Annotated in this window: 19 protein-coding genes and 1 tRNA gene; 13 read left to right on the plus strand and 7 right to left on the minus strand. The window is 62.0% G+C overall.

The genetic code is table 11. From position 1 onward, the window contains the following. Positions 1 to 50: 50 nt before the first annotated feature. Entirely contained in the window at positions 51 to 2,855 is a 2,805-nt protein-coding gene (acnA, locus tag GBB18_RS02305; protein ID WP_151640618.1) for an aconitate hydratase AcnA, read from the minus strand. Between the two features lie 427 nt (positions 2,856 to 3,282). Between acnA and GBB18_RS02310 the strand changes: the two genes are divergently transcribed. The 6 genes from GBB18_RS02310 (at position 3,283) to GBB18_RS02335 (ending at position 10,106) form a co-directional block, all read left to right on the plus strand. Further along, positions 3,283 to 3,804, plus strand: a complete 522-nt coding sequence (locus GBB18_RS02310) for a DUF6676 family protein (protein WP_151640619.1) — start codon at positions 3,283 to 3,285, stop codon at positions 3,802 to 3,804. A 777-nt stretch (positions 3,805 to 4,581) separates the two neighbouring features. Beyond that, positions 4,582 to 6,294, plus strand: coding sequence for a DIP1281 family NlpC/P60 protein (locus GBB18_RS02315; protein WP_225990214.1), 1,713 nt, complete (start codon positions 4,582 to 4,584; stop codon positions 6,292 to 6,294). Between the two features lie 161 nt (positions 6,295 to 6,455). Next, the gene (locus tag GBB18_RS02320) at positions 6,456 to 7,568 is read left to right on the plus strand and encodes a ferrochelatase (RefSeq protein ID WP_151640620.1); all 1,113 of its coding nucleotides are present in this window, start codon (positions 6,456 to 6,458) and stop codon (positions 7,566 to 7,568) included. A gap of 1 nt (position 7,569) precedes the next feature. Continuing rightward, complete coding sequence (locus GBB18_RS02325) at positions 7,570 to 8,403, plus strand: DUF3097 domain-containing protein (RefSeq protein WP_151640621.1); 834 nt, start codon at positions 7,570 to 7,572, stop codon at positions 8,401 to 8,403. 24 nt (positions 8,404 to 8,427) lie between these two features. Then, complete coding sequence (locus tag GBB18_RS02330) at positions 8,428 to 8,862, plus strand: NfeD family protein (RefSeq protein WP_151528754.1); 435 nt, start codon at positions 8,428 to 8,430, stop codon at positions 8,860 to 8,862. Between the two features lie 8 nt (positions 8,863 to 8,870). Next, positions 8,871 to 10,106 (plus strand): SPFH domain-containing protein, encoded by a 1,236-nt coding sequence (locus GBB18_RS02335; RefSeq protein WP_151640622.1) that lies wholly within the window; start codon positions 8,871 to 8,873, stop codon positions 10,104 to 10,106. Between the two features lie 79 nt (positions 10,107 to 10,185). On the opposite strand, the gene GBB18_RS02340 is transcribed toward GBB18_RS02335, so the two are convergent. After that, positions 10,186 to 10,764 carry a MarR family transcriptional regulator gene (locus GBB18_RS02340; protein WP_151640623.1) on the minus strand — a complete coding sequence of 193 codons (579 nt, stop codon included), beginning with the start codon at positions 10,762 to 10,764 and terminating at the stop codon, positions 10,186 to 10,188. A 98-nt stretch (positions 10,765 to 10,862) separates the two neighbouring features. After that, positions 10,863 to 11,597 (minus strand): TVP38/TMEM64 family protein, encoded by a 735-nt coding sequence (locus tag GBB18_RS02345; RefSeq protein WP_151640624.1) that lies wholly within the window; start codon positions 11,595 to 11,597, stop codon positions 10,863 to 10,865. A gap of 521 nt (positions 11,598 to 12,118) precedes the next feature. Here GBB18_RS02345 and GBB18_RS02350 point away from each other — a divergent pair. From GBB18_RS02350 to meaB, 3 genes are all read left to right on the plus strand, one after another. Further along, positions 12,119 to 13,954, plus strand: a complete 1,836-nt coding sequence (locus tag GBB18_RS02350) for a methylmalonyl-CoA mutase family protein (RefSeq protein WP_370513254.1) — start codon at positions 12,119 to 12,121, stop codon at positions 13,952 to 13,954. A 7-nt stretch (positions 13,955 to 13,961) separates the two neighbouring features. Next, positions 13,962 to 16,205 (plus strand): methylmalonyl-CoA mutase, encoded by a 2,244-nt coding sequence (gene scpA / locus GBB18_RS02355; RefSeq protein WP_151548593.1) that lies wholly within the window; start codon positions 13,962 to 13,964, stop codon positions 16,203 to 16,205. 282 nt (positions 16,206 to 16,487) lie between these two features. Further along, positions 16,488 to 17,624, plus strand: a complete 1,137-nt coding sequence (gene meaB, locus GBB18_RS02360; RefSeq protein WP_151548592.1) for a methylmalonyl Co-A mutase-associated GTPase MeaB — start codon at positions 16,488 to 16,490, stop codon at positions 17,622 to 17,624. Between the two features lie 123 nt (positions 17,625 to 17,747). Here the strand turns inward: meaB and GBB18_RS02365 are convergent, their stop codons facing one another. The 3 genes from GBB18_RS02365 to GBB18_RS02375 form a co-directional block, all read right to left on the minus strand. After that, positions 17,748 to 18,206 (minus strand): hypothetical protein, encoded by a 459-nt coding sequence (locus GBB18_RS02365; protein ID WP_151548591.1) that lies wholly within the window; start codon positions 18,204 to 18,206, stop codon positions 17,748 to 17,750. After that, positions 18,203 to 18,976, minus strand: coding sequence for a MurR/RpiR family transcriptional regulator (locus GBB18_RS02370; RefSeq protein WP_151548590.1), 774 nt, complete (start codon positions 18,974 to 18,976; stop codon positions 18,203 to 18,205). The genes GBB18_RS02365 and GBB18_RS02370 overlap by 4 nt, the downstream gene beginning before the upstream one ends. Before the next feature lie 87 nt (positions 18,977 to 19,063). Beyond that, on the minus strand, positions 19,064 to 20,692 hold the full coding sequence (locus tag GBB18_RS02375; RefSeq protein ID WP_151640625.1) for an alpha-glucoside-specific PTS transporter subunit IIBC: 1,629 nt from the start codon (positions 20,690 to 20,692) through the stop codon (positions 19,064 to 19,066). Between the two features lie 232 nt (positions 20,693 to 20,924). Between GBB18_RS02375 and GBB18_RS02380 the strand changes: the two genes are divergently transcribed. Beyond that, positions 20,925 to 21,788, plus strand: coding sequence for an endonuclease/exonuclease/phosphatase family protein (locus GBB18_RS02380; RefSeq protein WP_151640626.1), 864 nt, complete (start codon positions 20,925 to 20,927; stop codon positions 21,786 to 21,788). Between the two features lie 10 nt (positions 21,789 to 21,798). Next, positions 21,799 to 23,559 (plus strand): alpha-glucosidase, encoded by a 1,761-nt coding sequence (locus tag GBB18_RS02385; protein ID WP_151640627.1) that lies wholly within the window; start codon positions 21,799 to 21,801, stop codon positions 23,557 to 23,559. Between the two features lie 198 nt (positions 23,560 to 23,757). Here GBB18_RS02385 and GBB18_RS02390 read toward each other — a convergent pair. Beyond that, positions 23,758 to 23,843, minus strand: a tRNA-Leu gene (locus tag GBB18_RS02390). A gap of 176 nt (positions 23,844 to 24,019) precedes the next feature. Here GBB18_RS02390 and GBB18_RS02395 point away from each other — a divergent pair. Both GBB18_RS02395 and GBB18_RS02405 read left to right on the plus strand, forming a co-directional pair. Then, positions 24,020 to 24,559: a YbhB/YbcL family Raf kinase inhibitor-like protein gene (locus GBB18_RS02395; protein WP_151548586.1), complete on the plus strand. Its 540-nt coding sequence runs from the start codon at positions 24,020 to 24,022 to the stop codon at positions 24,557 to 24,559. Positions 24,560 to 24,649: 90 nt separating this feature from the next. Then, positions 24,650 to 25,099, plus strand: coding sequence for a hypothetical protein (locus GBB18_RS02405; RefSeq protein WP_151548585.1), 450 nt, complete (start codon positions 24,650 to 24,652; stop codon positions 25,097 to 25,099). Positions 25,100 to 25,131 lie beyond the last annotated feature (32 nt).

Raw genomic sequence — 25,131 nt, forward strand, 5'->3', positions numbered from 1 at the left:
GGTGGCATTGGATGCTTCCTGCCCGCCTTGTCTCACGTCTGAGCTAGGACCTAGCTCTTGACCATGTTGCGCAGCACGTACTGCAGGATGCCGCCGTGGCGGTAGTACTGGGCCTCACCGGGGGTGTCAATACGCACAACGGCGTCGAACTCGGTGGTGGAGCCGTCTTCCGCGGTGGCGGTGACGTGCACGGTCTTCGGGATGGAGTTGTTGTTGAACTCCTCGATGCCCGTGATGTCGAAGGTCTCGTGGCCGGTCAGACCCAGAGACTCGTGGGACTCGCCCTCCGGGAACTGAAGCGGCATGACGCCCATACCGATCAGGTTGGAGCGGTGAATACGCTCGAAGGACTCGGTAATCACGGCCTTCACGCCCAGCAGCAGGGTGCCCTTGGCAGCCCAGTCGCGGGAGGAACCGGTGCCGTACTCCTTGCCGGCGAGCACGACCAGCGGGGTGCCCTCGGCCTTGTAGTTCTCGCAGGCATCGAAGATGAAGGACTGCGGAGCGTCATCCTTGGTGAAGTCCAAGGTGTAGCCGCCGGTCACATCCACCAGCTGGTTGGCGAGGCGGATGTTGGCGAAGGTACCGCGCATCATCACCTCGTGGTTACCACGGCGGGAACCCAAGGAGTTGTAGTCCTGCTGCTCCACACCGTTCTCGTCCAGGTACTGCGCCGCGGGGGTGCCGGGCTTAATGGAGGAGGCGGGGGAGATGTGGTCGGTGGTGACGGAGTCGCCGAGCTTCGCCAGCACGCGAGCGCCGTGGATGTCCTCCACCGGAGCCGGCTCGGGCTGCATGCCATCGAAGTAGGGAGCCTTGCGGATGTAGGTGGAATCCTCATCCCATGCGAAGGTCTTGCCGGTGGGGATGTCCAGGGAGCGCCACTGCTCGTCGCCCTTGAACACATCGGCGTAGTCCTCGACGTACATGTCGCGAGAGATGGACTCTGCGATGACGTCCTCGATCTCCTGGGTGGAGGGCCAGATGTCCTTGAGGAAGACATCGTTGCCGTCCTGGTCCTGGCCGAGCGGCTGGGCCTCGAAATCGAAGTCCATGGTGCCGGCGATAGCGTAGGCGATCACCATGATCGGGGAGGCCAGGTAGTTCATCTTCACATCGGGGGAGATGCGGCCTTCGAAGTTACGGTTACCGGAGAGCACGGCGGTAGCAGTGAGGTCGTGCTCGTTGATGGCGTCCGAGATCTCCTGCGGCAGCGGGCCGGAGTTACCGATACAGGTGGTGCAGCCGAAGCCGGAAAGGTAGAAGCCCAGGGCCTCCAGGTCCTTCCACAGATCAGCGCGCTTGTAGTAGCCGTCGACAACCTGGGAACCGGGGGCGCAAATGGTCTTCACCCACGGCTTTGCCTTCAGGCCCTTCTCCGCGGCCTTGCGGGCGATCAGGCCAGCGCCGAGCATCACGGAGGGGTTGGAGGTGTTGGTGCAGGAGGTGATGGAGGCGATAGCCACCATGCCGTGGTCGATGGTGTATTCGCCACCGTGCGGGGACTGCACCACGACCGGGTTGGACTGGCGGCCCTCGGCACCTTCAGCCGCGGACTCGCCATGGCCGGCGCGGGAGGCGTTGTAGTTGGACGCGCCATCGGACTCGCCCGTCGGACCCTCGTGGTCCATACGCTTGGCGGGCTCGGAGGCGTCGACCGGCTCAGCAGAGCAGTAGTCCGGCAGATCCTTGCGGAACTGCTCCTTGGCCTCGGACTGCTTGATGCGGTCCTGCGGGCGCTTCGGGCCGGCGATGGAGGGCTCCACGGTGGACAGGTCCAGCTCGAGGTACTCGGAGTACTTGGCCTCGGGGGCGTCCTGCTCCAGCCACATGCCTTGGGCCTTGGCGTAGGCCTCGACCAGAGCAACCTGCTCCTCGGGGCGGCCGGTCAGGCGCATGTACTTGGTGGTCTCCTCGTCGATCGGGAAGATCGCACAGGTGGAACCGAACTCGGGGGACATGTTGCCGATGGTGGCGCGGTTGGCCAGCGGCACCTGCTTCACGCCGTTGCCGTAGAACTCAACGAACTTCTGCACCACGCCGTGCTGGCGGAGCATGTCGGTGATGGTGAGCACCACGTCGGTGGCGGTCACGCCGGCGGGGATCTCGCCGGTGAGCTTGAAGCCCACCACGCGCGGGATCAGCATGGATACGGGCTGGCCGAGCATAGCGGCCTCTGCCTCAATACCGCCGACACCCCAGCCGAGGATGCCGAGACCGTTTTCCATGGTGGTGTGGGAGTCGGTGCCGATACAGGTATCGGGGTAGGCGAGACCCTCGTTGTCGAAGACGACGCGCGCCAAGTACTCGATGTTCACCTGGTGGACGATGCCGGTTCCCGGAGGAACAACGCGGAAGTTGGAGAAGTTCTCGGCGCCCCAGCGGAGGAACTTATAGCGCTCCTCATTGCGCTGGTACTCGATGTCCACGTTCCTCTCCAGGGCGTCGGAACGGCCGAAGGCCTCGACGATCACGGAGTGGTCAATAACCATCTCAGCCGGGTTCAGGGGGTTCACCTGATCAGGGTTGCCGCCCAGGCTAGACACGGCCTCACGCATGGTGGCCAAGTCCACCACACAGGGCACACCGGTGAAGTCCTGCATGAGCACGCGGGCCGGGGTGAACTGAATCTCGGTGTCCGGCTCAGCCTCCGGATCCCAGTTGGCTAGTGCCTTGATGTGGTCGGCGGTGGTGTTGAGCCCGTCCTCGGTACGCAGAAGGTTCTCGGCGAGAACCTTCAGAGAGTAGGGCAGCTTCTCCATGCCATCGACGGCATCGAGGGCAAAGTAGTCATAAGACTTATCGCCGACCTCGAGCGTCTTCTTCGCATCAAAGGAGTTATTGCTTTCAGTCACGTAAAGCTCCGTTTCCTAGAAAATATGAGTGAACTGCTGCGAGGGGCGGTTCGTCTTAGGCTGACTCCTCCCTCGCGGCGCCCCGAATCCGTGCCACTTACATGCATGGGCACTGGTATCCGGTGCGAACCCAAACCAGCATAACAGTACGCTCGTTATGTTTAATAAAGATTGGGCGGGCAACGCGGTGCAGCCAGCGCTTCCACCCCATCGCGGGGGTGAAAACGGCGGCGTGCGTCACGCCGCACCTATCTATCCATGGTAGCCGGAACGCCGTGGAGATGGAGGAGATTAGAGCACGTGTGGGCAAAGAATTGGGCAATATATATACCCTCCGCGCGGTAGCGAGATCTGGGGGAGTGGTGCACTAGACTCAGTGGGCAAGGATCCGCCCCCCCTTAACTAGGGGTGTCCCGAGGGGCGGCGAGTGAGCGTCGATAAGCAAGAAAGCGATACAGCATCCATGGTTCCGAGCTCTATAGATATGGCCTCCATAATTGCCCAGCTTGAGGAGGATGGAGTGGCCTTCAGCTATGAGCATGAGGGCAATGCGGCGCTCAACGCCAAGCTCGTGGAAGTTGTGGAGATGGCCGAGGGGGAGGGCTATGAGAATCCCGGGATCATCGTGCTGGGCGCGAAGCAGCCTGGGCCGGGCGATGAACGCGATATTGCACAGGCGGCCGCCGATGCCACGGACTCCAGCTTGATGATGGTGCGCACTCCCGGCAGTGCCGCGGTGGTCTCGAGTGAGCATGCCCGCGCCGATATTGAAAGTGTGCAATATAGCCTCGCCACCACAACGGACTATGTCCTTGGGGCGCGCGAGGTGGTCGAAGAACTGCCTGGGTCAAGTGTTGGGGCTGTACCTCTTGTCGTGGGCACGCTCGCCCTCGTGGCCGTCGCGACGGCTTTTAGTGTTCGCTGGAGCGCGAAGCTTCACTGCAAGTAAAGCCTGTACGCTAGACAGTATTAAACCTAGCATTCAGACGTGTTCGAAAGTCGAACACTACTTTCGCCCCTTTTCGCAGCGTGACACGCCGATATCTCTGCGCAAGTGAGCAAACTCACATATCTTTTTGATAAAGCTAAGTTCGCAGGTGAGCCGCCCGCAGAGTCATGGGGCAGGGCTTTACTCGTGTGACTCAAGTGGATTGTCTGGTTATTGGTACCGATTGTGTCCTAATGTTTCCATTGTCAGCTTGTGAGTAGTGCTGGGTTCGAGAGACCGAGGTTTCTCAGCCTCTATCACCTTCAGACGCCACAGTTGTTCTACTGCGCCGCATCCAGCGGCGTGGTGATCAAGAACAACGCCCTCGCCTCTGGCGCCATGCCGGCGGCGGGATATCTTCATATCGAGTTCATTGACTGCTGGTTCCTACCCGCATTCATCACAGGAGCGTGAGTCTCGCTCAGAGTTTGAGACTCCCGGCGCACTGCGATGGCGCATGGCCACATCGAAGAGCACGTGGGGAAGCTTGCTTTTACCCGTGGTCGCAGGATAGATCCAGAGCAGAATTCGAGTCGAAGACACGGCGGGTGTGATGGCAATAGCCCTGCGGTACTCACTGGCCGATACATGGTGCGCGCGCCGCACGCCCGATTCCCGCGGGTGAGGCTGCGGTTGCTGCACCCCTATCTTGACCATGTGTTGTCTTAGCTGAGGCGGCACAGGGCGCGGGATAGGAGTAGCTCTGATCTAGTTTTCGATAGCGCCTAAGGAGAATTTGTGGCCACGTCTACCGAGCACCGAGGTCGTTTCCCTCGGCGGCGCGCACGCCGTGCACTGATGACGCTTGTTTCCTCCTCGCTTGTGTGCGTGCTGGCTTCGACGTCCGTCCACGCCGCGCCGAGTAATCCATCCGATGAGGCCATCCAGGACGCCCTGAGTGCCGTGGATTCCTCCTCGCAGAGTGTCGCCCAGTTGGCGAACACCGTGGCAGATGCCGCCGAGTCCATCGCTGCGATCGAAAACGAGATGGGTGCTCTTCGCGAAGCCGTGAATAAGGCCCTTGTGGATCTGCAGGATGCCCGCGCGGTGGCCGAGCTATCGCGCCAGCAAGCCCAGACAGCCCGCGAGGAGCTGGATGCGAGCCAGGCGGATATCGCCGAGGCCCAGAAACTGCTGAATGAGATCGCCCGTTCGGCCTATCGCCGCTCGGTATCTCCCTCCTCCCTCAATGATCTCGTCGGATCCTCCACGTCCGACGATGCGTTGGACCGCTTGACCTATCTGCGGCAGCGGGCGGAGGAGCAAAAGGACGCCATCCAGAACCTGGATTCGCTGCGCACCTCTAAAGCCAATGCCGAGTCCTTGCTGCGCCAGGCCCGCCAGAAGGCCGATGAGCAGCTCAGCGCAGCCGAGGACGCGGAACAAGACGCCCGTAACCAGATTGACGAGAGCTCTCGCCAGCTGGAAGAGGCGGAAGCCCGTCGCTCCGAGCTGGTGCGCGAGCAGGCCGAGGCCCAAGCGCAGCTCGACGCCGCTCGCGGCCACGCCGATGAGCTGAACTCCCAGCGCAGTGAGTACGAGGAGTACCAGCGCGCGGAAGAAGAGCGCAAGCGCAAGGCGGAGGAAGAGCGCAAGGCCGCCGAGGAGCGTCGCGCCAAGCAGGAGCGGGAAGAACAGGCCCGCAAGGAGGCCGAAGCCGCCGCCAAGGCTGCGGAGGAAGCCGAGAAGGCTCGTGCCGAAGAGCGCGAGAAGGTCCGCAAGGAGGCCGAGGCGAAGCGTGCAGAGGCGGAAGCCGCCCAGCGCGAGGCCGAGAAGGCTGCCGAGGATGAGGAGAAGGCTCAGGCCGCCCGCGAGGAAGCCCAGCGCGCCTCCCAAGAAGCCGCCGAGGCCGTGGTCGCCGCCAATGAGCCGGACCACACCGCCTTGGACAATCCTTATCCCACCGACGAGGACGCCGAGGCAACTACGGTGGCAGCCGTGTCGGGGGAGAACACCACCGAGGCAACGTCGAACACCACCACCGATGAGGATGTGAGCGAGCAGGCCACCGAGGTGGTCTCTGGTACTCGCCAGCAAAAGATCGAGACCGTGATCGCGCGGGCCGAAAGCCAGCTGGGCGTGCCCTACGCGTGGGGTGGCGGCAATGCCTACGGCCCGACGAAGGGTATCCGCGATGGCGGCGTGGCTGATTCGTATGGCGACTACAACAAGATCGGCTTCGACTGCTCCGGGTTGACGCTCTACGCCTTTGCCGGCGTGGGCATCTCCCTGCCGCACTATTCCGGCTATCAGTATCAGCGTGGCACCAAGGTGAGCCCCTCGCAGATGCAGCGCGGTGACCTCATCTTCTACGGCACCCACGCGCAGCACCACGTGACCATCTACTTGGGCAATGGGATGATGATCGAGGCGCCGCAGTCCGGCTCCTATGTGCAGAAGTCCCCGGTCCGCTGGGCCGGCATGAGCCCCTATGTGGTTCGCCTGATCTAGTAACAGCACTCTGGCGCTTATCGACGCCGCCCTCCTGACTTTTCTCCCCGCGGGAAAAGAGCCACGGAGAGCGGCGTCGTTGTCGTCTATCAGCCGTGGGTGACACATTCGGGCGCCGCCGCGTGAAGGAGCCGAGGATGAAGTTGGTAGTGTGTCTTTCTATGACATCGCCTCGTTCTGCTGATTCAACTCCCGTGGACTCGGTCCCGGAGGCAGATGCACTGCTCGTTCTTTCCTTCGGCGGCCCGGAAGGCCCCGATGATGTATTGCCCTTTTTGCGCAATGTCACCCGCGGTCGCGGTATCCCCGATGAGCGGCTCGTGGAGGTGGGTGAGCACTATGCCCATTTTGATGGTGTGAGCCCGCTCAACGAGCAGAACCGTGAGATCATTTCCGACCTGCAGCGGCGCCTCGCCGCCCATGGCTGGGATCTGCCGGTGTATTTCGGCAACCGCAACTGGCATCCCTTCGCCGAGGAGACGGTCGAGCGCATGGCCGCCGCCGGGGTGCGCTCTGCCTATGTCTTTGCCACCAGTGCCTGGGCGGGATACTCCGGCTGCAAGCAATACCACGAGGATATTGCGCGGATGCGCCGCCACCTCGCCGAGAAGGGGCTGCCGGAGATCGAATTCACCAAGTTGCGGCAGTTCTTCGATCACCCCACGTTTATTCAGGCCGCCGTGGACGAGGTGGCACCGCTTATCGCTGAGCACCCGCAGGCGCGCATGGTATTTACGGCCCACTCCATCCCCACTGCGGCCGATGCTGCCTCCGGCCGCCCCGAGGACGGGGCGCTGTACTCTCACCAGATCGCCGAGGCGGCGCGTCTGGTTGCGGAAAAGATCGGGATCACCGACTGGGATGTGGTGTGGCAGTCGCGCTCCGGTGCTCCACATATCCCGTGGTTGGAACCCGACATTGTGGACCATATGGAGGCCTTGGCCGATGAGGGAGTGCGCGAGCTCATCGTGTTCCCCATTGGCTTTGTCTCCGACCACATCGAGGTGATTTGGGATCTCGATACCGAGCTGGTGGCTGCGGCCAACAAGCGCGATGTCTCCGTCTATCGCGCTGCCTCGGTGGGACACAACCCCCGCTTCGTACAGATGATCATGGAGCTGATCCTCGAGGCCCGCGGGCTAGTGAGCCCGCAGCGCCTGGGTCATGAGCCCAGCTATGGCTGTGGGGTCAATGGATCACCCTGCTCTCCGGAATGCTGTCCTTCGGCACGGCCCACCCGGCCGACTGCCCGACCCGCTACTGCAGAGGGCTGATATGTCGCGCTACTCCACTGATATTTTTTCCGGTCACGCCTCCCGCTCCGCGCCCCGCTACCCGCAGCTGGCGCTGCCCCCAGGCGAGGTTGTGGAGGTGCTGGCCACCGGATTCGTCGGTGCCATCGTGGGCTATGAAAAGGCTGTCGAGGGCGATGTGGTGCGGCTAGAAGACCGCCGCGGTACCCGCCGAGTATTCGTGCTGCGACCGGGCGCTTTCCTCGTGGAGGGCAAGCGGGTCACGCTGCAGCGCTATGTGGCACCAAGTGCCCCGCAGCGCTCCAATTCCGGCTCCCGCAAGGTGGCCAATGTGCAGGCGAAGGTCGCCGCCCCCTCGCGCATTTGGGTGGAAGGTATCCATGATGCCGCGATCGTGGAAAAGGTGTGGGGCCACGATCTTCGCGTCGAAGGCGTGGTGGTGGAATATCTGGAGGGCTTGGATAATCTCGAGCAGCGACTGGCCGAGTTCCAGCCTGGCCCCGGCCGGCGTATCGGGGTGCTGGCCGATCACCTCGTGCGCGGTTCCAAGGAGACCCGCTTAACCGAGCGCCTCGGCCCCGATGTGTTCGTCACCGGCCACCCCTATGTGGATATATGGGCGGCGGTCAAGCCCGAGCGCCTCGGACTCACAGCATGGCCGGAGGTGCCCTATGGCGAAGACTGGAAGGAAGGGATCTGCCGCCGGGTGGGCTGGTCCGACCCGCGCGAAGGATGGAACCGGGTGTATAGCGCCGTGCACAGCTTCCGTGATCTCGATTCCACGCTCATCGGGGCGGTGGAACGGCTCGTGGATTTCGTCACCGTTCCCGAGCTAACTAAGGGAGACCTCACTTAGTACTTTTCACGTATTCTGGACAGTGTGAGTGCACTAATTTGGTTCATTGCAGGCATAGCGCTCGTCGGTGCAGAAATGTTCGTCGGCGAGCTCACCTTTCTCATGCTCGGAACAGGGGCCCTCGCTGGGGCTGGTTCCGCGCTGCTCAGCGATTCCTTGTGGGTGCAGCTCATCGTGTTCGCAGTGGTATCAGTGAGCATGATCTTCTTCGTCAAACCGGTTCTTCGAAAGAAGATGCTCTCGTCTACCTCGGATCGAGGTAGCTCCCTCGCAGCGCTTGCTGGCCGCTCCGCCGTGGTGGTGGAGCCGGTGGATGAGCACCGCGGTTTGATTCGCCTCGATGGCGATCTGTGGTCGGCTCGTGCAGTTGATCCTGCCGAGTCCTATCAACCGGACGATACCGTTCATGTCCTCAGAATTGACGGCGCCACCGCCGTCGTGTGGAAAGAGAGCTCATAACCATAGCCATGGAATTTCTTCCTCTCGCATTATTTGCGCTGGTGATCGTGTTTGTCGCGGTCGCTATCGCACGCTCTATTGTGATCGTTCCCCAGGGCTCCGCCGCCGTGGTGGAGCGCTTGGGTAAATACACCCAGACCATCGCCCCAGGCATTGGCTTCCTCATCCCCTTCGTGGATAAGGTGCGCGCCAAGGTCGACACCCGTGAGCGGGTGGTGTCCTTCCCGCCGCAGGCCGTGATCACCCAAGACAACCTCACCGTCGCTATCGACACGGTGGTGACCTTCCAAATTAACGAACCCGATCGCGCCATCTATGGTGTGGACAACTACATCGTGGGCGTGGAACAGATCTCTGTAGCCACTCTGCGTGACGTGGTCGGTGGCATGACCTTGGAGGAAACCCTCACCAGCCGCGAGGTGATTAACCGTCGTCTCCGCGGCGAGCTCGACAATGCCACCACGAAGTGGGGTCTGCGCATCTCCCGTGTGGAGCTGAAGGCCATTGATCCGCCATCCTCCATTCAGGCCTCCATGGAGAAGCAGATGAAGGCCGAGCGGGAAAAGCGCGCCATGATCCTCACGGCCGAGGGCCAGCGCGAGGCGGACATCAAGACCGCCGAGGGCGAGAAGCAGGCTCGTATCCTCGGGGCGGAGGGTGAAAAGCACGCCTCGATTCTCGCCGCCGAAGCCGAGCGCCAAGCCATGATGCTCAAGGCTGAAGGTGAACGCGCCGCTATCTATCTGCGCGCCCAAGGCGAGGCCCGCGCCATTCAGAAGGTCAATGCGGCGGTCAAGGCCTCCAAGCTCACCCCGGAGGTGCTGGCCTATCAGTACTTGGAGAAGCTGCCGAAGATCGCCGAGGGCGAGGGCAACACCACGTGGATGATCCCATCCCAATTCGGTGACTCCCTAGAGCGCTTCGCCAAGTCCTTCGCCAAAAAGGACGAGGAGGGTGTGTTCCGCTACGAGCCCACCGGCGTGGATGAGGAAACCAAGCGCGTCGCCGAGGTGGATGAGGACGAGGATTGGTTCAATACCGAATCCGCCCCCGAGATCGCCGCAGCGGTGGCCGCCGCAAATGCCGTGGCCAATAAGCCGGTGGACGAGTCCGATCCGGCACGCTCGATCGAGTCCTCAGTACCAGACGGCACGGCTACACCGCAGCACTCTGCGCTCGACACAGCACCCAGCCCGCTACCGGATACTCCGGCGTCACGCACACCGCAGCAGCCCGCGGACTAAGGACTGTACTCGCGGCCCCGCCCCACGCTTCTTCTGCTGGGGACGGGGCCGCTCGCATGTGCGGGGTGGCGTATCCGGGCTAGGCGAGCGAGTCCGCCCGCTGTAGAAGGTGTACCGCCAGTTGCCAGCCGGCGGATTCCGCCAGCCAGCCCGCCGCCTGCAACCGCTGCGACATTGCCTGTTTCGAGATGCCCAGTTCCTCGGCAGCTTCATTTTGATTCAATCCCTGGCGCACCAAGGCGGTGGCCTCGCGGCCCTCGTGGGTGCGCTTGGAGAACACATGATTGAGCAGGGCGAACACGGCAATAATGTCTTCGGTGATATCCGCCGTATCCACGCCAGGGGCGGAGATCTGTGCCTTGACCGTGCCCGCGCGCACCCGCTGCGGCATCGCAGCCGTAGCGATGGCCTGCACCCGCCCGGTGTCATTGGACAGGGGAGTCACCCCGATGGAGACCGCCCATTCGCCGGCGCTCAGCAGCGCCATCGCGGTATCAGTGGTGGCGCGGGCGGAGTCGATGGCCGCACAGATATCCTCCACCCCTAAGACGTCGAAAGTCCCGACACCATCGAGGGTGGACAGCGCCTCGGCGGAGCGTGCCACCAGCTCGGCGCGGTGGGTGGAACGGCCCCGATAACGGGCGTGTACAGCAAACATCTAGACCCCTTTTTCACCTGGCACTCATGGGGAGGGGACGCCACCGGGCCTAGATACTGGCCGAGAGGGCGTCCCTTAAGTCAAGTCCTAAACGTAGACTATACCGAAGGCTGGGGCGTGTGTGGGGAGGCCGGGCGAAGCGGCAGGAGAGCGTCGATAAGCATCCCCATGGCGCCCATGATGAGCAGGGCGATGGTGATGAGAACAAGGCGTGCATCGCCGCCGTGGCTCAATGCCGATCCCAGCACCACGGTGGCGATGGTGCCTGGCGCCGAGCCGATGAGGGTGGCGAGGGTGAACCAGCGACGCGGCACCTCTGAGATCGCGGCCACGTAGTTGAGAATGGAAAAGGGCACCCCAGCGATCATGCGCAGGCTGGTGACGGCCAGCCAGCCGCGGCGGCGCAGATGAGTATTGATGGTCTCCACCGCTGGGTGGGTGAGATGGGGGCGGATCCAGTCGCTGAGGAATGCCCGCACCACACTCAGAGAGATCCATGCCGAGACAGTCGTGCAGCTCAGCGCAAGCACAATGCCGATGAGTGGTCCGAAAAGCACGCCGCTGGAGAGGGTGAAAACAGTGCGCGGAATAGGGAACTGGGTGGCCACGATATAGATGGCGGCAAACGCCAGCACGAACCTCGGGCCCAGCGCCTCGCTCCAAGCGCGCCACTGCTCCATACTGGGAATATCCACCAGTAACGGTACCGCGATCACCGCCAGGATGCACCCCACGATGGCCACCTGGCGCAGCCGCGACAGCGCGCGGAAACCGCGGGCGATTCCACGCAGCGAGCGAGCTACGCGGTGCGCAGCGGCGGAGAGTCTGTGCATGGGCTCTGAGCATAGCGCCCGTGCCCGTATCCGCCCATATGGCCACGGACTGCGGGCACACTCTGTGGACAAACCAACAGGGTGGTGTTGCTTTATTACCCACATTGGTGAGTATGAATCCGTGCACTTCCGCAGCTATGCGCTGGCAGGGCTGGCGACGGCGGCGTCAATCTTCACATGAAGCGGGGGCTTGGCACTACACTGATGAGGTGAATGTGACCGTTTCCGGATACGACGGCTCAGTGTGAGCACATCGCCTCGCACGGAGATACCGCCTTGGAAGAAACGGAGCCCGCACTGCGACAGGGAATGGGTGCTCGACGCACCGCCCTGCGGGACCATTTCTTGCGCTGGAAGAGGTCACGATTCGAAGAGAATATTTCTGCGACAAATCAAGCTAGAGAGTCGGTCTCTGCCATGGCTCGGGCGTCGCGCGGCCGCACCAGATGGTGGGGCATGCGCTGTATGCGTGGCGCCTGCACGCGAGGCAGGGGACGGCTCCATAAGGGAGAAGGTTCACTGTGACTGATACACAGTCCGGTACCCCCAACGCTGATCTTCCCGAGAACTACTCGGAGATGGAGAACGCGTGGCACAAGGCAGTAGCCAAAGTGTTCGCACGGGTACAGAAGAAAGATGTCGCCGACGTTCCACTCGATGTGTGGAAAAAGTTGGTGAAGGCCACCTATAACGATGTAGACATCAAGCCGCTCTACAACCGGGCCGATGAGCTCGCGGAGGCAGCTGCTCCCGGACACTTCCCGTACCTGCGCGGTGACAAGACTGCTCACGCTCGTGAGGGCTGGGGAGTGGCCGAGTCCTTCGAAGGCGAGACCGCCAACAAGGACATCCTGCATGCCCTGCGTGTGGGCACCACTCACCTCATCATCGATGGCACCGATCTGGAGAAAACTCTCGACGGAGTGCTGCTGGATCTCGCCCCGATCCGCCTCAACGCCGGCGCCACGGTCTCTGCCGCGGCAGATGCGCTCTACCAGATGATCGACGAGGCCGGCAAGGAGGTAGCCGAGGGCGTGAACATCGATCTCGGCGCTGCCCCGCTCACCGCCGTCTATGACGGCTCCGAGACCATCAGCCTCGACGAGGCCGTGGAACTGGCCGTGGCCGCCGCCAAGCGCCCCGGTACGGTACGCGCCATCCTCGTGGATACCGTGCCGCTGTCCAACCAAGGCGCCAGCGATATCCAGGAGATCGGCTACGGTATTGCCGCTGGCGTCGAGTACCTGCGCGCGCTTGTCGACGCCGGGCTCTCGGCCGAGGAAGCACTCGGCCAGATCGCTTTCCGGGTTGCCGTCACCGATGAGCAATTCGCGCAGATCGCCAAGCTGCGTGCCCTGCGCAGCCTGTGGGCCCGCGTTGCCGAGGTCATCGGTGTGCCCGAGGCCGGGTCGGCTGTGGTGCACGCGACCACCGCGCCGGTAATGTTCTCGCAGCGTGATCCGTGGGTGAACATGCTGCGCGTGACCGTGGCCGCCTTCGCCGGCGGTGTCGGTGGCGCCCAGGACATCGAGGTGCTGCCTTTCGACGCGGCTGTCCCCGGCGGTATGCCCAACGCCTCCCGTAACTTCACTCACCGCATCGCCCGCAACACCAACCTGTTGCTGCTGGAGGAGTCGCACCTGGGTCACGTGATCGACCCCGCCGGCGGCTCCTTCTACGTGGAGTCGCTGACCGCCCAGATCGCCGACAACGCATGGGAGATCTTCACCTCCATCGAGGGCGAGGGCGGCTTTAGCTCCAGCACCGAGACCGTGCAGGCTGCACTGGATAAGCAGGCCGAGCTCACCCGCGTGGATGTGGCTCACCGCCGCAAGAAGGTCACCGGCATCAACGAGTTCCCGAACCTCGCGGAAACCCCCTTGCCCCCAGAGAAGCGCGATGCCACCCCGGGTATTCGCCGCTGGGCTGCCGAGTTCGAGCGACTGCGTGACCGTTCCGACGAGTTCCTCGCCGAGAAGGGTGAGCGCCCGCAGATCGGCCTGATTCCTTTGGGCCCGCTGGCTAAGCACAATGTGCGCACCGGCTTCACTACCAACCTGCTCGCCACCGGCGGTATCCAGGCCCTTAACCCGGGCCAGGTAGAGCCCGGCACCGAGGAGTTCACCGCCGCTGCACAGGCATCGCCGATCGTGGTGATCTGTGGCACCGACCAGGAATACGCCGCCTCCGGCGAAGCGGCCGTCACAGCCCTGCGCGAGGCCGGGGTGAAGGAAATCCTCCTGGCCGGCGCGGAGAAGTCCTTCGCCGATGCCGAGGAGAAGCCAGACGGCTACGTAAATATGACCATCGACGCAGCCGGCACCTTGTCCGAGTTGCTCGAGAAGCTGGGAGCGTGAGGAGACAATGACCACCATCCCGAATTTCGCTGATGTCGCTCGTACCCCCGAGGCAGCCACTGCGGCTAGCAACGTAGACGAGATCAAGGGCGAGGAGCAGGTCTGGGCCACCCCAGAGCGCATTGATGTCGCCCGCGTGTTCACCCGCGACAACCGCGATGAGGCTGTCAATGACACCCCCTCGCACCCGCTGGATTCCTTCCCCGGTATGCCCCCATTCATGCGCGGGCCGTACCCGACGATGTACACCAACCAGCCGTGGACGATTCGCCAGTACGCCGGCTTCTCCACCGCGGCCGAGTCCAATGCCTTCTACCGCCGCAACCTTGCCGCCGGTCAGAAGGGCCTGTCTGTGGCCTTCGACCTCGCCACCCACCGCGGCTACGACTCTGACAATGAGCGCGTGCTCGGTGACGTCGGTATGGCCGGTGTGGCCATCGACTCCATCTTGGACATGCGCCAGCTTTTCGAGGGCATTGACCTCTCGAGCGTGTCGGTGTCGATGACCATGAACGGCGCCGTGCTGCCGATTCTGGCTCTCTACATCGTCGCTGCTGAGGAGCAGGGCGTGAAGCCGGAGCAGCTGGCCGGAACTATTCAGAACGATATTCTGAAGGAGTTCATGGTCCGTAACACCTACATCTATCCGCCGCAGCCCTCCATGCGCATCATCTCCAACATCTTCGAGTACACCTCGATGAAGATGCCGCGCTGGAACTCGATTTCCATCTCGGGCTATCACATCCAGGAAGCCGGTGCGACCGCCGACTTGGAGCTGGCCTACACCCTCGCCGATGGTGTGGAGTACATCCGCGCCGGTAAGGCCGTGGGCTTGGACGTGGATAAGTTTGCCCCGCGTCTGTCCTTCTTCTGGGGCATTTCCATGAACACCTTCATGGAGATCGCGAAGCTGCGCGCCGGCCGCCTCCTCTGGAGCGAGCTCGTGGCCACCTTCGATCCGAAGAACCCGAAGTCGCAGTCGCTGCGTACGCACTCGCAGACCTCCGGCTGGTCCCTGACCGCCCAGGACGTGTACAACAACGTGCCCCGTACCTGCATCGAGGCAATGGCCGCGACCCAAGGCCACACCCAGTCGCTACACACCAACGCCCTCGACGAGGCGCTGGCGCTGCCCACCGACTTCTCCGCTCGTATTGCCCGTAACACCCAGCTGCTGTTGCAGCAGGAGTCCGGCACCGTGCGTCCGGTGGATCCGTGGGCTGGCTCCTACTACATCGAGTGGCTCACCAATGAGCTGGCCAACCGCGCCCGCAAGCACATCCAAGAGGTGGAGGACGCGGGCGGTATGGCTCAGGCCACCGCCGAGGGCATCCCGAAGCTGCGCATCGAGGAATCGGCTGCACGTACCCAGGCCCGCATCGACTCCGGCCGCCAGGCCCTCATCGGTGTGAATAAGTACGTGGTGGCCGAGGATGAGCAGATCGAGGTGCTCAAGGTTGAGAACTCGCGCGTGCGTCAGGAACAGCTGGACAAGTTGGAGCGCCTGCGCGCTGACCGCGATGAAGAGGCAGTAACCAAGGCCCTCGACGCCCTGACCTATGCCGCCGCCCACGAGGACGAGAAGGAAGCCGGGGATCTCTCCCTCAACCTGCTCAAGCTCTCGGTGGATGCGGCTCGCGCCAAGGCCACCGTGGGCGAGATCTCGATGGCTCTGGAGAAGGTCTTTGGCCGTCACGAGGCCGAGATTCGCACGCTGTCGGGCGTGTACAAGGACGAGGTCGGAAAGGAAGGCCAGGTGTCTAACGTGCAACGCGCCATCACGATGGCCGATGCCTTCGAGGCAGAGGAAGGTCGCCGCCCGCGTATCTTCATCGCCAAGATGGGCCAGGACGGCCATGACCGCGGCCAGAAGGTGGTGGCTTCCGCCTACGCCGATCTGGGCATGGACGTGGATGTGGGACCGCTGTTCCAGACCCCGGCCGAGGCCGCCCGCGCCGCCGTGGACGCTGACGTGCATGTGGTGGGCGTGTCCTCCCTTGCCGCCGGTCACCTCACCCTGGTGCCCGCGCTGAAGGAGGAGCTGAAGAAGCTGGGCCGCGAGGACATCATGATCGTCGTCGGCGGCGTGATTCCTCCCGGAGATTTCCAGGAGCTCTACGACGACGGCGCCGCCGCGATCTACCCGCCGGGCACCGTGATCGCGGACTCTGCCATCGACATGATGCAGAAGCTTGCCGCCGATCTCGGCTTCGATCTTCCTGATCCGAAGGAGGAGGCCGCAGCGGAGTAGCGCGCCATCGCCGCTACGTTCGCTGCCGGCTTAGCCGCTCACGCACCGCCCCTTACACACCCGCCACATCGTGGCCTGTGCAAGGGGCGGTTGTGCGTCGAGGGCAGAGCTAGGGAATCACGACCTGCCACGCTGCGGCCTGCCCTGGGGGAGGTACACACGGGCCCGGGAGCGGTGAGGGTGATTCTTATTAACCCCATCTGGACTCACGCGCTGGGGCACTCAGGCACAATGGGGAACGAAGGACTATTTACTGCAGAGAAAGGCTGGGAGCACCTAATCATGGAGGGCACACGCGAATACCTTGAGGAAAACCTCGGATCGCTGACTACCACGGCCGGAACCGATCTTGGCACTGCCACCGCCGTGGCCCCGGAGAAGGTGAAAAGGGCACGCCGCCGCATTAATGTTGATGAGCTTTTCGACGGCGTCCGCAATGGTGAGCGCACCGCGATTGCTCGCGCGATTACGCTGCTGGAGTCCAGCGCGGCAGCGCATCGAGTATTAGCGCAGGAACTGCTGGTGAAGCTGCTGCCCTTTAGCGGCAATGCCTTACGCGTGGGCATCACCGGTGTGCCCGGAGTGGGTAAGTCCACCACGATCGAAAGTCTCGGTATGAAGCTGGTCAATGAGGGCCACAAGGTGGCGGTGGTGGCGGTGGATCCCTCATCCACCAAGACCCGCGGTTCGATCTTGGGCGATAAGACCCGCATGGCGAAGCTCTCGGCGCAGGATGATGCTTTTATCCGCCCCTCGCCCTCGGCGGGCACCCTGGGAGGCGTGGCGAAGGCCACGCGCGAATCCATGGTGGTCTTCGAGGCCGCGGGCTTCGACATCATCATCGTCGAAACCGTCGGCGTGGGCCAAAGCGAGGTGGCCGTGTCCAATATGGTGGACTGCTTCACTTTCCTCGCCCTCTCTGGGGCGGGCGATCAGCTCCAAGGCATTAAGAAGGGCGTGCTGGAGATGGCTGATCTGGTGGCCATCAATAAGGCCGATGGCTCGAATAAAAAGAACGCCAAGCGCGCCGCCCGAGAACTGGCCGCGGCGATGCGCATGGTGCGTTCCGAGGACGATGATTGGCACCCACCAACAATCACCATGTCCGCTGTGGAGGACACCGGGATCTCCGAATTCTGGGAGATCGTGGAAAAGCACCACCAGTGCCAATTGGAGACCGGCGCCTTCGAGCGGCTGCGCCGCGAACAGCAGGTGGGCTGGATGTGGCAGATGGTGCACGAAACCATTCTGCAGCGGCTCAACACCAATGCTTCGGTGCAAGAGACAAAGCAATTAGTGGAATCGCAGCTCAAACAGGGGCAGATCACCCCGACGCTCGCCGCCGAGCGCATCCTCGCCGCCTTCGATAACGTTGCGCAGCCGGCACCGACGCCGGGGCAGAGTGACAACGCCAACTAGAGCCGATACCCGCTCAGGCCGACTCTCAGGCCTGCTCTCGTGCTGGCTTTGGTGAGAGCACGCAACTGCACCGCCAGCCCCACGCCCACGGGGATGGCGGTGCAGCTGTGTCTGCGCTGGTGCCTAGCCACCCAGCATCCGGTTGAGCTGCGCGACCAGCCACAGCACAAGCACAAGCCCGATGAGCACCATGCCGCCACTAAGGATCAGCTTCTGGGTGGGGGCGAAGCTCTCGCCCTTCGCTCGGGGCAGGTAGTACACGATCAGCGCGGCGAGGATAAGCCCAATGACATTGCCGGTAAGCAATTGGTGGATAACGCTGAATATGGCGTAGATGCGCAGCGTGCGCAGATTTTCGGCCTCGGCCACACGGAGGAGTGCAGCCATAATAATCACCGAGCAGCTGGCCACGAACGCCAACGCCACGCTGGGATCGGTGATGACCTCCTCGAAGCTCATCCCCGTCTGGGTACTCACCGCGGTTTGGTAGAGGAGATAGGCCACGGCGCTGAGCAGCCAATACCAAAAGAGAATCGTAGTGGTACGACGATAGTCCTTGAACATCGCGAAGAATGTGCTCACGAGCGCCTGCTTTCTAGTTGCTGTTCGTTGTAGACAATAAGGCTGCGGGCCACATAGTCCAGCAGCACGTTCAATCCCACAAAGGAATGGTGCAGCCCGGCGTTGATGCTGGTCATTGTCGGTGTTGAGGTGTAGGTGAGGGTGCGATCGGCATGCTGGGCGATATAGCCATCGCTGCGTGCCGCGATCAGTAGTACCCTGATCCCGCGCAGCTCCATCTCGTGCAGAATCTCCTCGAGGCCATCGGTCGCCCCCGAGAGAGAGACGATCACCACCATGTCTTCTGGCCCCATGACCGCGGTGGAGGCACTGAACTCGTTGATGGTCGGCAACACCACGGTAAAGCGCCGGCTCGAAATCAATGACTTGGCGAATTCCTCGGTGGCAAGCCGCTGCGCATAGCCGGTGGCGAAGCAGTACAGCGTGCGCGCACCGGCGATCCAGCGCAGGATCTCGGAGAGATCGGTGCCCTCCATGGTCGTGAGAGTGGCCTCCACATCCGAGCGCAGCACCCCAACGAGGTCCTCCGAGGGGGTGGGGATGTGCGCGAGGGAGTTTTTGATAAAGAACTTGAGTTCGCCGAACCCAGTGAAGCCGAGCTTTTGGGTCAAACGGATCACGCTCGAGGTTGAGGTGAACGCCCGGTGTGCCACAGCGCTCAGCGTGGCATCGGCCACGAATTCCTGCTCGGCCAAAATGAAGGCCAAGACATCACGTTCAGTGGCACTGAGCCGGAGCTCAATCTTTTTTACATGATCCGCCAGATTCATGGCTCATAGTCTATCCCTAGAGTTAGCGCATCTGCTGCACCTCGTGGACGCTGCGTGCAGGCACGGAACGAGGTGCAGCGCGAGGCACTACGCAGGAGAGTCGCTTGTGACCATCGCTTCGAAGGCGTCGCGGACTTGGGGGACGTCCATGCCGACGATCACCTGGAAGGCGCGGCCCTTACGGACGATGCCCATCGCCCCCGCATCCTTGAAATCGGCGTCATTATCGGAGACCAGCGCGGCATCATCCACTGATACCCGCAACCGGGTGGCGCAGTTATTCACATCCGTAATGTTCGCTGGGCCGCCGAGCAGGGCCAGGAAATCCCGGGCGCGTTGGCTATAGGGATCATCGGCCGCCGTGGTATCGCCGGTGTCCGTGCTGCCTTTCTTCTCCGCTTTCTTCGCGGCCTGCATCTCGCGGTATTCCTTCTTGGAGTAGAGCTTCACGTCGGCTCCATCGGCCTCGCGCCCAGGAGTCTTTAGGTCGAGCTTGAGGATGAGGAAGCGGAAGAGCAGGAAGTAGATGGCAGTGAAAGTGAGACCGATGAGGATCTGAGCGATATAGGTGGCGTGGTGGTTAGCCCACAGCGGCACCCAATTCTGGAACACGAAGTCGATCAAGCCACCGCCCATGTTGCCCACCACGCCGAAGGAGTACATGACCGCGGCCATCGTCGCGGCCAAGAGGGCGTGGACGACGAAAAGAATCGGGGCAGCGAAGAGGAAGGTAAACTCCAGCGGCTCGGTGATGCCAATGAGAATGGCGGTCAAGCACACCGGTACCAGCAGGGTGAGGGTTTCCTTGCGCCGTTCGGGGCGAGCTGTCGTATAAAACGCGGCCGCGATACCGATCGGGGCGAATACCTTGGAGTTGCCGTGCAGCGAGAAACCGCCCGAGGGGAAGAGATCCTTCAAGGATTCGGTGGAGGCGGCATACTCATTCAGATGCGCCACCCAGTACTTGGTAATGCCATCGGGCACCACTGCGGGGCCAAAGACGAAGGGGGTGTAGATGAAGTGGTGGAGTCCCGTGGGGATGAGGATGCGCTCCATGAACGTGTACAGCCACACGCCAAAGACGCCGGAGGAGATAAAGAATCCCTGCATGCTGGCGATACCGTTCTGGATACTCGGCCAGATAAACGCGGTGAGTAGTGCCACCGGAATCATGAGGAAAAACCCGAGGGCATAGACGTATTGGGTGCCCTGGAAGATGCCGAGGAAGTCCGGCAGCTTCGTGTTGAAGTAGCGGTTGTGCAACCACACCACGATCGCGGAGACAATGATCGCCCCGAAAATACCGGTGTCGAGGGTCTTGATGCCGGCGATCTCCTTCAAACCGGAGGTGCCGCCGACCTCAGCGCTGAAGTCCACACCGAGCTTATCGCCGAAGTGCTCCAAGATAGAGCTGAGGAAGTACTGGAAGGTCAGATACACCATCGCGGCTTCCAGCACAGCGCGAGCATTGGCTGTTTTGGCGAGGGCGATAGGCAGGCCCAGCACGAAAAGCAGCTCCATCTGATTGAAGACTGTCCAAGCGCCGGATTGCCACACGGTCCAGAAAGACCACCACCAACTTCCCTCGGCGGCAATTCCGCCCACGAGGTCTTCGTTCAGCGCGATGATTGACAGGCCCACCGCGAGGCCAGCGAAAGCGAAGATGAGGACCGGGGCCAGCATGGCCGAGCCGAACCTCTGGACTTTCTCCATCATGGTTTCTCGTCCCTTTCCACTTCAGGGGCGCAGCTAGGGTGCAGGTGTCATGAGCTGCGTGTGTATTGGCTTTGTCTCTATTCATAGTTCTTCGCTTCAGTGCTGAGAAGCACTTTTGCGCCGGCTGGAGAACACTCCAGATTTTGGAGCATCGCGGCCTTCTGTGCCGCGGCCGCGTCTTCATACACTGGGGGAGACCGCTATTGTTGCGCCCCGTGAGCTAGGAAGGCCTATGAAGGTTCTCACCCTCAACACCCACAGCTGGATGGAAGAGATGCAAATTCCCAAGCTGTATTCCCTCGCACGCATGCTTGTCGACGAGAGCATAGACATTATCGCGCTGCAGGAAGTCAATCAGTCCCGCTGTATGCCCCCAGCCGCGGATCTCGAAGGGTGGATACCTGCTCGGGATGCCTTGGATTCCATTGCCGTGCACGGGGACAACTACGCACTACTGCTCGTGAAGGCTCTGCGGCAGCTCGACTCCCATACCGCGTGGAGCTGGACGTGGATTCCGGTGCACCGCGGCTTCGGCGTCTTCGATGAGGGTACTGCGATCGTGTCCCGCCACGGCATCGCGGAGGCGCGCCAGCTCAGCCATGGTGGTGACTTCGAGTATGACGACGTGCGCCGCCGCGCCTCGCTCGCGGTACATAGCGCTGGTCTGTGGTGGGTATCCTCCCACTTCTCGTGGTGGCGTGGCGATAACGATACCTTCTTCGCCCGCGAATGGCGCCATATGAGTCCGCAACTCGACCAGCTGCGCCGCCTAGCCCCAGTGGTGCTCTGCGGCGACTTTAACGTTCCTGCCGGAGACACCGACGGCGGCTACGACTACGTGATGCGCTCGGGCCAGTGGTCCGATAGCTTCCACCAGGCGGCTGAGGTGCAGGGCGAGGCGACTGTGCACACAACAATTCACGGCTGGGACGACAACACCCAAGATTTGCGCATTGATTATGTGTTCACCAGCAGCGGGGTGCGCGCCCGCAGCCACACCGTGGTTTTTACCGACAACAGCTCCGAAGCGGTGTCCGACCACTCCGGCATTGTGGTCTCGCTGGACACCACACCCGATGACGACCCACAACTCTAAGGAGTACCGAATGACCAGCCCACGCCGCAGCGTGCTCGACAACGCGGTGGTCTATCAGATTTATCCGCGCAGCTTTAAAGATTCCGATGGCGATGGCATCGGCGATATCCGCGGCATATGCGAAAAACTGGATTATCTGCAGCAGCTCGGCGTCGACGTGCTGTGGCTTTCTCCTATTTTCGCCTCGCCCAATGACGATAACGGCTATGACATCTCCGATTATCGCGCGGTGATGAAGGAATTCGGCACCATGGCCGATGTGGAGGAACTTATTGCGCAGGCACGCCAGCGCGGAATGAGGATTCTGCTGGATCTGGTGGTCAATCACACCTCGGATGAACACGAGTGGTTTCGCCGCTCCCGTTCCTCGAGGGACAATCCCTATCGCGACTACTACATCTGGCGCGATCCATCCGGATATAGCGAAGACGGCACGCCGCTGCCGCCTAATAATTGGATCTCCGCATTTAGTCCCTCGGCATGGGAGTTCGATGCGACCACGGGCCAGTTCTATCTGCACATGTTCTCCCCCAAACAGCCGGATGTGAATTGGGAGAACCCTGAGGTTCGCCGCGAAGTCTACGATCTGATGCGTTTCTGGCTTGATAAGGGCGTCGGCGGTTTCCGTATGGATGTGATCAACCTGATTTCCAAGCCGCAGGAGCTTATCGACGCACCCCTAGCGGTCAATGATCCCGCCGTCGCACGCGGTAGCCGCGAATCCTCGCTCGCTATGAGCGCCAATGGGCCACGCGTTCACGAGTTTCTCCAGGAGATGCGCCGAGAGGTGCTCGACGACTATGACACGCTCACCGTAGGGGAGACCCCAATCACCACGGTGGAGGACGGTATTCTCTATGCCGGATTCGAGCGCGGGGAACTCGACATGATCTTCACGTTCGAGCATGTATCCCTCGACTTTTCCGAGCAAGGATGGGGTAAATGGTCGGATCGTCGAACCAGCCTGAGCGCACTGACTGCCACGCTGGAGCACTGGCAAAAGGGACTAGAAGATCGCGCCTGGAACTCGCTGTATTGGAATAACCACGACCAACCCCGGGCCGTATCCCGCTTCGGCAATGACAGCCCCGAGTACCGCGTGGTTTCTGCCTCCATGCTGGGCACTGTGCTGCACATGATGTGCGGCACCCCGTATATCTACCAGGGTGAAGAGATAGGGATGACTAATGTCAGCTTCCCTGAAATCGATGACTATGACGATCTCGAAACCCACGACGCCTATGAGACGTATGTGCGCAGCGGAATCATCTCGCATGAGCATATGATGCGCTATATCGCGGCGAAGAGCCGAGATAACGCCCGCACTCCTATGCAGTGGGATGAGAGTGAGCACGCTGGCTTCACCATGGGTACTCCGTGGCTGCCGCTGAACCCGAATTATCCCGATATCAACGCCCGTGCCGCCGTGGCAGATCCGCACAGCGTCTACCACCACTACCGGCGCCTTATTTCCCTGCGTCGCGAGCATCCAGTAATTCGCCGAGGTAGCTTCCAGTTGCTCGAGCCAGGGAGCGAGACCATCTTTAGCTACGCCCGCGCCACCGCGGATGAACGGCTGGTGGTGGTGGCCAACTTCAGCGCCACCACGGTGGAGTGTGATTACGCAGATGCATCTACCGCGGCGTTGCAGCGCCGTGGTATCGACGGCGATGGGTGGCGGCTGATCTCCTCTAACTACGCAGACGATGCGGGTAGTGCTCTGCGCCCCTATGAGGCGAAGGTGTATCTGGGCCACGCCCTACAGCCCTAGCCCACGAGCTGGAGGAGAGGGGAGACGTCCCGGCACATAGCGTGAACCGGGCTCTCCGCTTGCTTCTTTGTGGGCGCGGCAGTGGGGTAGAGGCCGGTGTTTAGGGCTACTCGCCGCCGTGGTTACCGTGCTCAGCTGCGCACCGAGACATGAAAAAATCCCGTGTTCATCACATGATGAACACAGGATTTCACAAAGTGCCCGAGGGGGGACTTGAACCCCCACGTCCGTTAATAGGACACTAGCACCTCAAGCTAGCGCGTCTGCCATTCCGCCACCCGGGCTTGGGTTTTGTTTGCAGCCTCTCGGCTGGGCACTCGCATACTGTAGCCCGAACGCGGCAATATAATCAAATCCCCTGCACAGAGGGACATTTCCACACCTATGAACGGAGCGAATCTCAGCGGTGAAAGTTCCGCTTCACGGCACGGTGGAGAGTTTTTCGGTAAAAACGGGGAGTATGAGCAACTACAACGATTCACGATTCCCCGGACCCGACCCCTATGCCCCGTTGAAGGACCTCCCGAGCTTCCCGCTCTCCTCGAGCGACTTCGAGGACGGCGGCACCTTCAAGGAGGAGCAGCTCGGCGGCCAGGATGTCTCCCCGCAGCTGGCCTGGTCTGATCTTCCCGAGGGCACGAAGTCTCTCGCTATCACCTGCTTCGACCCAGACGCTCCTACGGCCTCTGGTTTCTGGCACTGGGCTGTGTTTAATATTCCCGCCGATGTCAGTGAACTCGCCACCGGCGCCGCCAATGATGGCACCCTGGAATCTATGGGGGATGTCGTCTCGCTGCGCGGCGATTCCGGCTCCCGCGGCTACTTCGGACCGCAGCCGCCGGAGGGCCACGGCCCGCACCGCTATCTCTTCGCGGTTCACGCCGTCGATACCGAGAAGCTCGACATTGATCCGGACGCCACCCCCACGGTGCTCGGCTTCAACCTTTACTTCCACTCGATCGGCCGTGCGATCACGTGGGGTTGGCACGAAAACTCCTAAAACTCGCCGGATACTCCCATACCCGTCGCCCCCGCATTCGGTGCGGGGACGTGCATATAACCCCAGCTTGGGGTAGTGTTTTGAATCACTATGGGAAAAAAGAAGCGTTCTCGGCCCCGCACCACTCCTGCATCCTCTGCGCAGCGCGCCCGCACCCCGCGCGCGCAGGACAAGGCCGCCGTGGTGGTCGTCCCTCCGGTTCTGCGAGTGGGCGGCGCATTTTTGGCTCTAGCCATAGTCCTGGCGCTGTTTACGCTGATCAGCCTGATCACCGGCGGTTTAACTGGTTTCTTTCCCGTCACGTGGGGTTTTTTACTGATCATCGTCTCGGCCATGTTGTTGGGTGCCTTCGGCACGACACACCGCAATGAGGAACGCACCACCCGCCATATCGTGGTGCTGGTGGTTGCTGTGGGGTTGGTCGTGTTTAGCCGCTTCATCACCACCGAGCCGATTTATATCTTGGAATCGTGGTGGCTGCCGGTCTACGCCACCATGGCTCTCATCTGCGCGCTGGTGATCCGCCGCTCCGTGGCATAGCCACACAGGGAGTCGGTGGAGTTCCAGCGGCA

Source organism: Corynebacterium sp. 11A, from assembly GCF_008930935.1.
Taxonomy (GTDB): Bacteria; Actinomycetota; Actinomycetes; order Mycobacteriales; family Mycobacteriaceae; genus Corynebacterium; species Corynebacterium megadyptis.

Coding starts and splice junctions, on each gene's coding strand:
- GBB18_RS02320 (WP_151640620.1), top strand. CDS start 6,456: ATGACATCGCCTCGTTCTGCTGATTCAACTCCCGTGGACTCGGTCCCG.
- GBB18_RS02325 (WP_151640621.1), top strand. CDS start 7,570: ATGTCGCGCTACTCCACTGATATTTTTTCCGGTCACGCCTCCCGCTCC.
- GBB18_RS02335 (WP_151640622.1), top strand. CDS start 8,871: ATGGAATTTCTTCCTCTCGCATTATTTGCGCTGGTGATCGTGTTTGTC.
- GBB18_RS02340 (WP_151640623.1), bottom strand. CDS start 10,764: ATGTTTGCTGTACACGCCCGTTATCGGGGCCGTTCCACCCACCGCGCC.
- GBB18_RS02345 (WP_151640624.1), bottom strand. CDS start 11,597: ATGCACAGACTCTCCGCCGCTGCGCACCGCGTAGCTCGCTCGCTGCGT.
- scpA (WP_151548593.1), top strand. CDS start 13,962: ATGACCACCATCCCGAATTTCGCTGATGTCGCTCGTACCCCCGAGGCA.
- meaB (WP_151548592.1), top strand. CDS start 16,488: ATGGAGGGCACACGCGAATACCTTGAGGAAAACCTCGGATCGCTGACT.
- GBB18_RS02370 (WP_151548590.1), bottom strand. CDS start 18,976: ATGAATCTGGCGGATCATGTAAAAAAGATTGAGCTCCGGCTCAGTGCC.
- GBB18_RS02375 (WP_151640625.1), bottom strand. CDS start 20,692: ATGATGGAGAAAGTCCAGAGGTTCGGCTCGGCCATGCTGGCCCCGGTC.
- GBB18_RS02380 (WP_151640626.1), top strand. CDS start 20,925: ATGAAGGTTCTCACCCTCAACACCCACAGCTGGATGGAAGAGATGCAA.
- GBB18_RS02385 (WP_151640627.1), top strand. CDS start 21,799: ATGACCAGCCCACGCCGCAGCGTGCTCGACAACGCGGTGGTCTATCAG.
- GBB18_RS02395 (WP_151548586.1), top strand. CDS start 24,020: ATGAGCAACTACAACGATTCACGATTCCCCGGACCCGACCCCTATGCC.
- GBB18_RS02405 (WP_151548585.1), top strand. CDS start 24,650: ATGGGAAAAAAGAAGCGTTCTCGGCCCCGCACCACTCCTGCATCCTCT.